A 12,585-nucleotide genomic window follows, 5' to 3' on the forward strand; every position below is an offset into this window, starting at 1 on the left:
CCGCCGGGCGGGGCCGCGATGAGCCCGCAGGCGCGCGCCGAACGCTTCCTCTGCCACGGCTGCTGGCTGGTCGGCGTGGTCCACCTGCCGCCGCGGCCGGCCGCGCGCGGCCTGCTGATCGTCACCGGCGGCCCGCAGTACCGCGCCGGCAGCCACCGCCAGTTCGTCCTGCTGGCGCGCCAACTGGCCGCCGCCGGCACCGCCGTGATGCGCTTCGACTACCGCGGCATGGGCGACAGCGAGGGCGCGCCGCGCGGCTTCGAGGCGGTCGACGACGACCTGGCGGCGGCCGTGCTGCATTTCTGCCGCGTCGTGCCGGACCTGCGCGAGCTGGTGCTGTGGGGCCTGTGCGACGGCGCCAGCGCGGCCGCCTTCTACGCCCCGGCCGACCCGCGCGTGCGCGGCCTGGTGCTGCTCAATCCTTGGGTGCGCACCCCCCAGGGCCAGGCCCGCGCCACCCTGCGCCACTATTATTTGGAGCGGCTGGGCGAGGGCGCGTTCTGGCGCAAGCTGGCCGGCGGCGGCTTCGGCCTGCGCGCCAGCCTGGCCTCGCTGCGCGAGCTGGCGCGGCAGGCCGCCGACGCGCGCCACGACAACGGACTGCCGGAGCGCCTGCGCCGGGCGCTCGAACGCTTTCCCGGCCGCGTCCTGTTCATCCTCGCCGGCGCCGACCTGGACGCGCGCGAATTCTCCGCCCTGCCCCAGCGCGACCCCGATTGGCGCGCGCTGCTGGCCTCGTCGCGCGTGCGCCAGGTCAGCGTGGCCGGCGCCAACCACACCTTCGCGCGCGCCGACTGGCGCGCCGCCGTCGCCAACCACAGCCACGACTGGATCACATCATGGTGAAACGCGTGTTGATGGTCGCCTTCCACTTCCCGCCCATGGGCGGCGACTCCGGCGTGCTGCGCACGCTCAACTTCGCCCGCCACCTGCCCGCGCAGGGCTGGCAGCCGCTGGTGCTGAGCGCCCGCGCCGGCGCCTATCCCGAGCGCGACGAGACGCTGCTGGCCGGCCTCGACCCGGCCCTGTTGGTGCGCCGCAGCCTGGCCCTCGACGCCACGCGCCACCTGGCCCTGGCCGGCCGGCCGGCCGCCTGGCTGGCCCAGCCCGACCGCTGGATCTCCTGGTGGTTGAGCGCCGTGCCGGCCGGCCTGCGCCTGATCCAACGCCACCGCCCGCAGTTGCTCTGGTCCAGCCATCCGATCACCAGCGCCCATCTGGTCGCGCTGGCGCTGCACCGCTTGACCGGCATTCCCTGGGTGGCCGACCAACGCGTCGCACTGGACGGCGGCGCCGAGCCGCAAGACGAACGCACCCGCCGCATCCACCTCTGGCTCGAGCGCCAACTGGCGCGCCATTGCGCCGCCATCGTCTGCAGCGCGCCCGGCGCCCTGCGCGACCAGCAGCGCCGCTTTCCCGAACTGCCCGCCGAGCGCCTGGCGCTGATCGCCGACGGCTACGACGAGGCCGATTTCGCCGCCGCCCAGGCCTTGCGCCCGGCCGGCGGCGGCGCCGTCTTCCGCCTGTTGCACAGCGGCCGCATCTATCCGTCCGGGCGCGATCCGCGCTACCTGTTCGCCGCCCTCGAGCGGCTGCAGGCCGACGGCGAACTCGGCGCCGCCAACTTCCGCCTGGTGCTGCGCGGCAGCGGCCACGACGACTATCTGCGCCCGCTGATCGCCCGCTTCGGCATCGCCTCGCTGGTCGAACTGGCCCCGCCCCTGCCCTACCACGAGACGCTGGCCGAAATGCTCGCCGCCGACGGCCTGTTGCTGTTGCAGGCCTCCAGCTGGAACGCGCGGATCCCCGCCAAGCTGTATGAATACCTGCGCGCCGCGCGCCCGGTGCTGGCGCTGGCCGACCCGGCCGGCGACACCGCCGGCGCGCTGCGCCAGGTCGGCATCGACACCATCGGCATGCTCGACAGCTCGGCCGACATCGCCTCGTCGTTGTTACGCTTCCTGCGCCTGGCGCGCCAAGGCCAGGCGCCGTCGGCGCGGCCGGCGTTGGTGGCGCGCCAGCAACGTGCGGCGCGGGCGCAGGATCTGGCCGGCCTGTTCGACCGCCTGCTGGCCACCTCCGAGCAGCAGGCGGCCGCCAAGACGCTGGCGGCCAAATGAAGCCGGCGCCACCGGCCCTGAGGAGGCCAGCATGACATTCCCCCGCGGCGGCGCCGCCATCCTGCTCTGTCTCGCCGGCCTGGGCGCCGCAGCGGCGCCGCCGGCGCATGATTGCGGCGAACTGGTCCGTCACGAACCGGGCGGCGACTACACCAACGCCAACGACCGCCAAGGGCTGCAGCTGGTCGAACAATTCCACTTCACGCCCGACGTCGAGCGCCTGGTGCGCGGCTCCACCGACACCATCGGCGGCGACATCGCCTACACGCTGGAGCACTTTCCCAACCACCACCGCGCGCTGGCCGCCATGGCCCGGCTGGCCCTGCGCGGCAAGAACAGCCGGCCACAGGGCGCGCGCTACACGATCGACTGCTATTTCGACCGCGCGCTGCGCTTCAAACCGGACGACGCCAAGGTCCGCTCGGTGTTCGGCGGCTACCTGCTGGCCATCGGCCAGGCCCCGGCCGCGCTCGATCAACTGCGCGAGGCGGCCCGGCTGGAGCCGGAAAACGCCACCACCCACTACAATCTCGGCCTGCTCTACCTCAAGCAGAAGGACTACGCCCCGGCCCGCGCCGCGGCCGAGCGGGCCTACGCGCTGGGCTTTCCGCTGCTCGGCCTGAAAAACCAGCTGAGCGCCGCCGGCCAGTGGCAGGAGCCGCCCAAGCCCTAGCCGTCCCCGGCCGTCCCGGCCGGCGCCGCCCCTCGGCGGCGGCCCGGCCGGGCATGCGTGGGCTATTTCAGGCCATGGTGTCCCATCAAGTCATACAGCGTCGGCCGGCTCACGCCCAGCAGCTCGGCCGCCTTGACGATGTTGCCGTCGACCCGCGCCAGCGCCCGCACCATGACGCGGTACTCGGCGGCGTCGCGCGCCTGGCGCAGGTTGACGCTCTCCTCGCCCGCCGGCAGGTCCAGCAGGCCCAGGTCGTCGACCCCGATCAACGGCCCCTCGGCCATGATGACGGCGCGCTTGACGCAATTTTCCATCTCGCGCACATTGCCCGGCCAGTGGTGGGCCTCGACGGCGGCCAGCGCGTCGGGGCTGAAATGCAGATGGCCGCGCGCCTCGCTGGCGCAGAATTTGTTCCTGAAATGGTGCGCCAGCAGGGCCGCGTCGCCGACCCGGTCGCGCAGCGGCGGGATCGCCAGCACGATCTCGCTGAGGCGATAGAACAGGTCCTCGCGGAAGCGCCCGGCCGCCGCCAGCGCCTTCAGGTTCTGGTGGGTGGCGCAGACGATGCGCACGTCGACGCTGATCTCGCTGCGCCCGCCGACCCGCTCGATGACCCGCTCCTGCAGGAAGCGCAGCAGCTTGGCCTGCAGGCCCAGCGCCATGTCGCCGACCTCGTCGAGGAAGAAGGTGCCGCCGTGGGCCAGCTCGATCTTGCCCAGCGTTTGCCGCACGGCGCCGGTGAAAGCGCCCTTCTCGTAACCGAACAGCTCGCTCTCGAGCAGCTGCTCGGGGATCGCCGCGCAGTTGATCGCCACGAAGCGCTTGTCGTGCCGGCTGCTCAGCTTGTGCAGGCCACGGGCGACCAGCTCCTTGCCGCTGCCCGAGTCGCCCAGCAACATCACGCTGGCCGACGACGGCGCCACCTTCTCGACGCTGCGGCACAGCTTGAGCATGGCCGGGTCGCGGCTGACGATGCCGGCCAGCGGCGAGTCGGCCTGGATCTGCAGCATGCGCCGGTTTTCCTGCTGCATCGCGTGGAGGAAGAAGGCGCGCTCGACCACCAGGCCGAGCAGGTCGGCGTCGAAGGGTTTTTGGTGGAAGTCGTAGGCGCCCATGGCGATCGCCTTGAGCGCGTTGGCGCGCTCCTGGTTGCCGGACAGGATGATGACCTTGGTGTCGGGCGCCGCCGCCAGGATCTGCTGCAGCAGCGCCAGGCCCTCGCCGGCGCCGTCCGGTTCGGGCGGCAGGCCCAGGTCCATCGTCACCACCGCCGGCTGGTGGCGCCGCAACTGGGCCAACGCCGTCTCGCGCTGGTCGGCCAGCACCACCTCGTAGGCGTCGAAACTCCACCGCAGCTGCGTTTGCAGGCCGCAGTCGTCCTCCACCACCAGCAGTTTCTTCTTCGTCATCGCTCGTCTCCCGGTGCGCCGCCCGACGGCGGCCGACCCGCTCAGGCCGCCGCTGCCGCCTGCGCGTGCAACGGCAGCAGCACGCGGAAGGTGGTGCCGCGGCCCGCCTCGCTGACCACCTCCAGCTCGCCGCCGACCTCGCGGATGTACTCGCGGCTCTCGAACACGCCGATCCCCATGCCGGCCGCCTTGGTCGACTCGAAGGGCTTGAACAGGCGCTCGCGGATGAACTGCTCGCTCATGCCCTGGCCGGTGTCGCTCAGCTCGATCAACGCCGAGCCGCCGGCGCGCCGCAGCCGCACGGCGACGCTGCCCTGGCGTGGCGTCGCCTCGACCGCGTTCTGGATCAGATGGCCCAGCACCCGCTCCAGCCGCGCCCAGTTGGCCAGCACGCACAAGCCGGGCGCCGCCACCTCCAGCGTCGGCTGCGGTTCCTGCCCGGCGCGCGCCCGCACCGCCTGCGCCAGCAGCCGGTCCAACGCCAGCGGCGCCGGCAGCTCCTGCGTCTCGCTGCGCCTGAGCTTGCGCAGCAGCAGATTCATCTTGTCGACCGAGTAGCCGAGCGTGGCCAGCATGTCGCGCTGGAACTCCGGCTTGCCCTGGTGCTTCTCGGCGTTACTCAGCAGCAGACTCAACTGCGCCACCAGATTCTTCAAGTCGTGCACGATGAAGGTCGACATGCGGTTGAAGGACTCGAACTGGCGCGCCACCGCCAGCGAGTCGGCCGATTCGCGGTAGGCCAGATAACTGGCCGCCTGGTTGGCGGCGATCTTCAGCACGTCGCTGACCTCCCAGTCCAGCGCGATGCGGGTGCGCGGCGGCGCCAGCGCGACAAAGCCGAACAGGCGGCCGTGCAACATCATCGGCACCAGCAGCCAGAACCGGGGGGCCGCGTCCAGCCAGGCCGGCAGCTCGAGCCGACCGTGGCGCCCCGGCTCGGCGCGGCAGGCGGGCAGTTCCAGCACCCACTGGCGCGCCTCGAGGAAGCGACACAGGGCGCCGTCGGCCGGCTCGCGCGCCGTCTGCGGCGCCATGTTCCAGCCGGCCGCCGGCTCGAAGTCGGCGCCGTCGCGGCGCAACCACAGCGCGCCGGCCGGACTCTCGACCAAGGCCGCCACCGCCTGGATGCTGCGCTCGGCCAGCGCCGGGCCGTCCTCGGCCAGCGCGCGGGTGATGCGCAACCACTCCTGGCGGTAGTCGTAGCTGCCCTGGTAGAAATGCTTGCTGATGAGTACCTTCAAGGTCGCCCGCACGGCGCCGGAAAACAATACGCCGGCCAGCAACATGGCGGCGCCGAACAGCGAGGCCAGCTGCATCAGCGGCCCCCAGGCGCCGCCGACGTAGCGCAGGTAGTAGGCGCTCGACGCCATCGCCAGCAGATACGCGGCCGCGCCCACCAGCGCCGCCGAACCGAGGATCACCTGGCGCGACAACGCCAGGCCGGTGGTCCAGGCCGGATTGCGCGCGGCGGCCAAGGCCAGCAGCGGCGCCGTCAGCGCGTCGACGACGCCGCGCGCCGCCCAGATCTCCGGATTGATCTGGCGGAACAGCAAGGCGTCGCTGTAGAGGTAGAAATCATAGGCCGACAAGGCGCCTATGCCGAGGCAGGCGAACTTGATGCTCCAGCGCTCGCGCGGATCGGTGTTGCGGTACAACTGCTCGACCAGCAGCATGCCCAGCACCGCCAGCAGCAGCCGGGCGCCGATCGCGCCTTGCACCAGGGCCTGCGGATGCGCCGGCCACGCCGGCAACTGGCCGGCGCCCAGCTGCCAGACCGACAACAGGGCGATCAGCCCCAGCCAGGCACGCAGGCGCAGGCCGCCGCAGCCCTGCAGCCGCAGCAGCAGCAACAACCAAGCCACCGAGCGCAGCAGTTCGGGCAGCACCTGCAGCGGCGCGCCCGGCAGCGCCGCGCCGCCGCCGGCCGCCGCCACGGCGGCCCACAGCACTGTCAGGGCACAGGCGGCGCCGAGCGCGCCGGCGTGGCGCCGCGCCCGCCAATGGCTCAGCAGCGCGGCGGCCAGCGCCAGGAAGGCGGCGGCGGCGACGCCATGGCTGAGCGCGGCGATCCGCTCGGCCGGCCAGCTCGCCAGTAGCGCTCCCATTATCTGCTGCCCTTGCCGAACAACACCACCTGCACCGTCTCGATCAGGATCAACAGGTCAAGGAACAGGCTGTTGTTCTTCACATAGTACAAATCGTATTGCAGCTTGCGCACGGCGTCGTCGACCGAGGCGCCGTACTGGTAGCGCACCTGGGCCAGGCCGGTGACGCCCGGTTTGATGCTGTGCCGCACGTTGTAGTACGGCACGTCGCGGCACAGTTGCTCGACGAAATAGCCGCGCTCGGGCCGCGGCCCGACGAAGCTCATCTCGCCCTGGAACACGTTGAGCATCTGCGGCAGCTCGTCGATGCGCAGCTTGCGTATCCAGCGCCCGACGCGGGTGGCGCGCGGATCGTCGCTGGCGGCCCAGGCCGGCTTGCCGTCGCCCTCGGCGTCGACCCGCATGCTGCGGAACTTCAGCACCCGGAAGACGCGGCCGTGCAGGCCGATCCGCTCCTGCCGGTAGAACACCGGCCCGCCGTCCTCGGCGCGGATGCACAGCGCCGTCAGCAACATCACTGGCAGGCTCAGCAGGCAGATGGCGCCGCTGGCCAGCAGATCGAAGCAGCGCTTGACACCGGCGCGCAGGAAGCTCTGGTCGAAGCCGCCGCCGAAGATCAGGTAGCTCGGTTGCAGCGAATCGATGCGGATCTGGCAAGCCTCGCGTTCGAAGAAGGCCGCCGCGTCGGTCACCGCCACGCCGCCCAGCGCGCATTCGAGCAGTTGGCGCACCGGAAAGGCGCCGTTGCGCCGGTCGCCGACCGTCACCACGATCTCGCGCGCCTCGTGCTGGCGCGCCAGCGACAGCAGCGACAGCTCGGCCGGCAGCAGCAAGCCCTGCGCCACGCAGCGCGGCTCGCCGGCCACCGCGACGCAGCCGACCACGTTGAACTGGTGCAGGCCGAGGCGGTCGGCGGCCAGCTCGACGCATTCGCGGGCGATGGCGCCGTCGCCCACCAGGATCAGCCGTTCCTCCAGCATGCCCGACTGCGCCGAGGTGTACACCACCAGCCGGGCCAGCAGCACGCCGAGCGCGCCCAGGCCGAACACCAGGCTGCCGGCGCGGCCGAAGTGGATCGCCGGCACCAGGTGGACCAGCACGCTGAGCAGGGCGAAGCCGAGCGCGAACGAGGGCATGATGCGGATCAGCGTATGGCGCAGCTCCTCGCGCGGATGGTGCTGGTACATGCCCAGCGTGCTCATGCTGAACAGCAGCACCAGGGCGAAGGCCAGCGACGACAGATAGGGATTGCCCGCCGCGACGGCGTGGCGGCCGTCGAGCCACGCCAACGAGGCGCCGCTGGCCGCGCTGAGCAGGATCAACAGCTCCAGCAACAGCAGGGTGAAGGCCATTCTGGACACATAATGATGGAAAATCCTGATCACGACCGCCTCCCCGCCCCCGCCCGTTGCGGGTGCGTCCATCATGGCGGACTGTTCCCGCCGCCGCCTTGAGGCGCCACAATGGCCGCCGCGCGCCAGATCAATACGCTTGCAAATCGCTCGTCGCATGACAGCGGCGTGACAAATGGTCTATAGTCATGCTTCTTTACAGAATTCATCCCACACCATGAAATTTGATGTTGCTATTGTCGGCAGCGGACTGGCCGGCCTGTCGGTCGCCCTGCACCTGGCCGAAACGCGCACGGTCGCGATCATCTCCAAGCGCGCCCTGCAGGACGGCGCCAGCAATTGGGCCCAGGGCGGCATCGCCGCCGTGCTCGACTCCGGCGACAGCCACCGCCAGCACATCGACGACACCTTGGTGGCCGGCGGCGGCCTGTGCGACGAGGGCGCCACCCGCTACATCGTCGAGGGCGGCCGCGAGGCGATCGAATGGCTGATCGCGCAGGGCGTGCCGTTCACCCGCGACGACACCGCCGAACTGGGCTTCCACCTGACCCGCGAGGGCGGCCACAGCCAGCGCCGCATCATCCACGCCGCCGACGCCACCGGCCACGCCGTGCAGATGACGCTCGAGGAAAAGGTGCGCGCCCATCCGAACATCAGCCTGTTCGAGCACCATTGCGCGATCGACCTGATCACCTCCGACAAGCTGCAACTGGCCAAGGACACCCGCCACACCCAGCCCAAGTGCCACGGCCTCTACGTGCAGGACGAGCAAAGCGGCCAGGTGCTCACCTTCGCCGCCGAGCACACCGTGCTGTGCACCGGCGGCGCCGGCAAGGTCTACCTGTACACCACCAACCCCGACACCGCCAGCGGCGACGGCATCGCCATGGCCTGGCGCGCCGGCTGCCGCGTCTCGAACATGGAATTCATCCAGTTCCACCCGACCTGCCTGTACCACCCCTACGCCAAGTCCTTCCTGATCACCGAGGCGATCCGCGGCGAGGGCGGCCTGCTCAAGCTGCCGCCCGAGGCCGGCGCGGCGGCCGGCAGCCGCTTCATGCTGGCCCACGACGAACGCGCCGAGCTGGCGCCGCGCGACGTGGTGGCGCGCGCCATCGACTTCGAAATCAAGAAGCGCGGCCTCGACTACGTCCACCTCGACATCAGCCACAAGCCGGCCGCCTTCCTGATCGAGCACTTCCCCACCATCTACGCCCGCTGCCTCGAACTGGGCATCGACATCACCAAGCAGCCGATCCCGATCGTGCCGGCCGCCCACTACACCTGCGGCGGCGTGGTCACCGACCTGGCCGGCCGCACCGACCTGGCCGGCCTGTACGCCGTCGGCGAGACCGCCTGCACCGGCCTGCACGGCGCCAACCGGCTGGCCAGCAACTCGCTGCTCGAATGCCTGGTGATCGGCCGCGCCTGCGCCACCGACATCGTCGCCACGGAAAAGGCCGAAGTGCCCTACCTGCCCGACTGGGACGAGAGCCGCGTCACCGACGCCGACGAGGAGGTGGTCATCGCCCACAACTGGGACGAGCTGCGCCGCTTCATGTGGAACTACGTCGGCATCGTGCGCACCACCAAGCGGCTCGAACGGGCCCAGCACCGCATCGCCCTGCTCAAGGGGGAAATCGACGAGTACTACCAGAACTTCCGCATCACCCACGACCTGCTGGAGCTGCGCAACCTGGTCGATGTCGCCTCGCTGATCGTCAACAGCGCGTTGCAGCGGCGCGAAAGCCGCGGCCTGCACTTCAGCCGCGACTATCCGGACACCCTGCCCAAGGCGCTGCCCAGCGTGCTGACGCCGAACCGTCCGCCGCGCGCCGGCAAGCACTGAGCGGCCCGGCCATGACGCCCCCGATCAAAGCGCGGCAGCAGCCGCAAGCCCTGGTGCAGGCCCAGCTCGACGCCTTCAACGGCCACGACGTCGAGGCCCTGCTGGCCATCTACGCCGCCGACGCCGGCCTGTACCAGCATCCCGACACCCTGCTGGCGCGGGGCGCCGAGGCGATCGGCGCGCGCTTCCGCGCCCGCTTCGCCGCCGCCCGGCCGCACGCCCGCCTGCTGCACCGCATCGCCATCGGCAACCACGTGATCGACCAGGAGATCGTCGACGCCTGGAGCGGCGACGGCTGGAGCAGCACCGAGCTGGTCGCCAACTACGAGGTGCGCGACGGCCGCATCGCCCGCGCCTGGTTCATCAGCGGCTCCAGCACCAGCCTGCGGCCGGCGCAAACCACCGACATTCCCCGCCTGGAGGCCCTGATCCGCCGCTCCGGCCTGGCGCTCAGCGCCGGCTTCTACAGCGAGGCCCAGGCCAAGGCGGTGACCGAGCACGTGTTCGGCGTCGACAGCCAACTGATCGCCGACCAGAGTTACTTCATCATCGAGCGCGACGGCGAAGCCATCGCCTGCGGCGGCTGGAGCCGGCGCCGCACCCTGTTCGGCGCCGACCGCGCCAAGAGCGGCGTCGACGCCCTGCTCGACCCCGAGCACGAGGCGGCCCGCATCCGCGCCTTCTTCGTCGCCCCCGAGGTGGCCCGCCAGGGACTGGGCCGGCGCCTGCTCGAGCACTGCAGCGCGCAGGCCGGCGCCGCCGGCTTCCACGCGCTGGAACTGGCCGGCACCATGCCCGGCGTGCCGCTGTACCTGGCCTGCGGCTTCGCCCTGGTGGAGCAGTTCGAGATCGCCCTGGCCGGCGACGTGCGGGTGCCGCTGGCGCGCATGCGCAAGGCCATCGCGCCGACCGCGCCCGCCGCCTGAGGCCGGGCCGGCGGCCCAACAGAAGCGGCGCCGCCGCGCCGCCAAGCGGGCGGCGCTCACCGGCCTCAGCCGACGATGCGCAGCGAGTAGTCGGTGGCGCGGATGTCCTTGGTCAGGCTGCCGATCGAGATGCGGTCGACGCCGGTCTCGGCGATCGCCCGCACGGTGTCGAAGTTGATCCCGCCCGAGGCCTCCAGCAGGGCGCGGCCGGCGTTCAGCTTGACCGCCGCGCGCATCTGCTCGGTGCTGAAATTGTCCAGCAGGATCGAGCTGGCGTCGGCCGCCAGCGCCTCCTCCAGCTCGGCCATGGTCTCCACCTCGACCTGGATCGTCACGCCCGCCTCCAGACGCTTGGCGGCGACCACCGCCGCCGTCACCCCGCCGGCCGCCGCGATGTGGTTCTCCTTGATCAGGATGCCGTCGTACAGCGCCAGACGCTGGTTCTGTCCGCCGCCCACCCGCACCGCGTATTTCTGCGCCAGGCGCAGGCCGGGCAAGGTCTTGCGCGTATCCAGGATCGCCGCCGCCGTGCCTTCGACCACGTCGACATAACGCCGCGTCGCCGTCGCCACGCCGGACAGCAGTTGCAGGAAATTCAGCGCGCTGCGCTCGGCCGTCAACAGCGCGCGCGCCGGTCCTTCGATGGTGCAGACCAGGCTGTCGGCGGCCATGCGTTCGCCCTCGGCGTAGTGCCAGTCGACGCCGATGCTGCCGTCCAGGCAGTGCATCACGCCCTCGAACCAGGGCGCGCCGCACAGCACCGCGTCCTCGCGCACGGTGACGCGGGCCAGCGCGCGGCCGCCGGCCGGCACCAGCTTGCCGGTCAGGTCGCCGCTGCCGACATCCTCCAGCAGCGTCGCCAGCAGATTGGCCTGGAAGGCGGCGGTCAGCGCCGCGTCGAAGGGGGCGAATGTATTGCGCAGGGTGCTCATGCTGGACCTATTCCCGAAAACAGTTTGGCTTCTTTTGCCAGATCGGCGCCCGGCTGGACCTTGGCCTTCTTGGCGGCGGCGAAGTCGAGCATGCGATTGATCGAACGCACCGCCAGTTGGCCCACCTGCGGCTCGACATGGATCTCGTTGCCCATGTTCTCCAGCACCTCGGCCAGGTTTTGCAGGCCGTTCATGGCCATCCACGGACAATGCGCGCAGCTCTTGCAGGTCGCGCTGTTGCCGGCGGTCGGCGCCTCGATGAAGCGCTTGCCCGGCGCGGCGGCGCGCATCTTGTGCAGGATGCCGTTGTCGGTGGCGACGATGAAAGTGTCGGCGTCCATCGCGACGGCGGCGGCGATCATCTGCGAGGTCGAGCCGACCATGTCGGCATGCGCCACCACGTTGGCCGGCGACTCGGGGTGCACCAGCACCTTGGCGTTCGGGTACTCGGCCTTCAGCAGGTCCAGTTCGACGCCCTTGAACTCGTCGTGCACCAGGCAGGAGCCCTGCCACAGCAGCATGTCGGCGCCGGTCCGCTGCTGGATGTAGGACCCCAGGTGCTTGTCCGGCGCCCACAGGATCTTCTTGCCCTGGGCGTGCAGGTGGGCCACGATGTCCAGCCCGATCGACGACGTCACCATCCAGTCGGCGCGCGCCTTGACGGCCGCGCTGGTGTTGGCGTAGACCACCACCGTGCGGTCCGGATGGGCGTCGCAGAAGGCGGCGAACTCGTCGGCCGGGCAACCCAGGTCGAGCGAGCAGGTGGCGTCCAGATCCGGCATCAGGATGCGCTTTTCAGGACTCAGGATCTTGGCGGTCTCGCCCATGAAGCGCACGCCGGCCACCACCAGCGTCTTGGCCGCGTGGTCGCGGCCGAAGCGGGCCATTTCGAGGGAGTCGGAGACGCAGCCGCCGGTTTCCTCGGCCAGGTCCTGCAGGTCGGCGTCGACGTAATAATGGGCCACCAAAACGGCTTCGCGCTCCTTGAGCAGGCGCTTGATGCGTTCCTTGAGGGCGATTTTTTCGGCGGGGGAAGGTGTCGCCGGCGTGCGCGCCCAGGCGTGGGCGGTGCAGCTGGCGCCGTCTTGAGGATGTTCGTACTCGACGGACTTGATCAGTAAAGTTTGCATGGTGTTCGGTAACGTGTTGGCGACGTACAGAGGACCTACACTATCGCACATTGCGGCATTGTTTGCCGATGCCGGCGGCGGGGGGGGGG

General features: G+C 70.9%; 10 protein-coding genes. 5 read left to right on the forward strand and 5 right to left on the reverse strand.

The window, feature by feature from the left end; all coding sequences use genetic code 11:
- Nucleotides 1-18: 18 nt before the first annotated feature.
- From H7U20_RS11715 to H7U20_RS11725, 3 genes are read left to right on the forward strand one after another with little or no spacing between them, the layout of a single operon-like run.
- Nucleotides 19-846 (forward strand): hydrolase 1, exosortase A system-associated, encoded by an 828-nt coding sequence (locus H7U20_RS11715; protein ID WP_199759328.1) that lies wholly within the window; start codon nt 19-21, stop codon nt 844-846.
- A complete protein-coding gene (locus H7U20_RS11720; protein WP_199759329.1) occupies nt 840-2,120 on the forward strand; it encodes a glycosyltransferase in 1,281 nt (426 codons plus the stop codon). Before H7U20_RS11715 ends, H7U20_RS11720 begins: the two co-directional genes overlap by 7 nt.
- A 31-nt stretch (nt 2,121-2,151) precedes the next feature.
- Nucleotides 2,152-2,793 carry a tetratricopeptide repeat protein gene (locus tag H7U20_RS11725; RefSeq protein ID WP_199759330.1) on the forward strand — a complete coding sequence of 214 codons (642 nt, stop codon included), beginning with the start codon at nt 2,152-2,154 and terminating at the stop codon, nt 2,791-2,793.
- Between the two features lie 62 nt (nt 2,794-2,855).
- On the opposite strand, the gene prsR is transcribed toward H7U20_RS11725, so the two are convergent.
- Genes prsR through H7U20_RS11740 form a run of 3 tightly spaced genes read right to left on the reverse strand, consistent with a single transcriptional unit; the run spans nt 2,856 to nt 7,659 of the window.
- Nucleotides 2,856-4,202 (reverse strand): PEP-CTERM-box response regulator transcription factor, encoded by a 1,347-nt coding sequence (gene prsR / locus H7U20_RS11730; protein ID WP_199759331.1) that lies wholly within the window; start codon nt 4,200-4,202, stop codon nt 2,856-2,858.
- A gap of 41 nt (nt 4,203-4,243) precedes the next feature.
- Nucleotides 4,244-6,307, reverse strand: coding sequence for an XrtA/PEP-CTERM system histidine kinase PrsK (gene prsK, locus H7U20_RS11735; RefSeq protein ID WP_199759332.1), 2,064 nt, complete (start codon nt 6,305-6,307; stop codon nt 4,244-4,246).
- On the reverse strand, nt 6,307-7,659 hold the full coding sequence (locus H7U20_RS11740; protein WP_233410691.1) for a TIGR03013 family XrtA/PEP-CTERM system glycosyltransferase: 1,353 nt from the start codon (nt 7,657-7,659) through the stop codon (nt 6,307-6,309). The genes prsK and H7U20_RS11740 overlap by 1 nt, the downstream gene beginning before the upstream one ends.
- Nucleotides 7,660-7,876: 217 nt before the next feature.
- Here H7U20_RS11740 and nadB point away from each other — a divergent pair, with 217 nt between their 5' ends.
- The gene (gene nadB, locus H7U20_RS11745) at nt 7,877-9,508 is read left to right on the forward strand and encodes an L-aspartate oxidase (RefSeq protein WP_199759334.1); all 1,632 of its coding nucleotides are present in this window, start codon (nt 7,877-7,879) and stop codon (nt 9,506-9,508) included.
- Nucleotides 9,509-9,519: 11 nt separating this feature from the next.
- The gene (locus H7U20_RS11750) at nt 9,520-10,434 is read left to right on the forward strand and encodes a GNAT family N-acetyltransferase (RefSeq protein WP_199759335.1); all 915 of its coding nucleotides are present in this window, start codon (nt 9,520-9,522) and stop codon (nt 10,432-10,434) included.
- 65 nt (nt 10,435-10,499) lie between these two features.
- On the opposite strand, the gene nadC is transcribed toward H7U20_RS11750, so the two are convergent.
- Nucleotides 10,500-11,366, reverse strand: coding sequence for a carboxylating nicotinate-nucleotide diphosphorylase (gene nadC, locus H7U20_RS11755; RefSeq protein WP_199759336.1), 867 nt, complete (start codon nt 11,364-11,366; stop codon nt 10,500-10,502).
- Nucleotides 11,363-12,496: a quinolinate synthase NadA gene (gene nadA / locus H7U20_RS11760; protein WP_199759337.1), complete on the reverse strand. Its 1,134-nt coding sequence runs from the start codon at nt 12,494-12,496 to the stop codon at nt 11,363-11,365. The genes nadC and nadA overlap by 4 nt, the downstream gene beginning before the upstream one ends.
- Nucleotides 12,497-12,585 lie beyond the last annotated feature (89 nt).

The sequence above is a fragment of the Rugamonas violacea genome, from assembly GCF_016461825.1.
Lineage (GTDB): Bacteria > Pseudomonadota > Gammaproteobacteria > Burkholderiales > Burkholderiaceae_D > Rugamonas.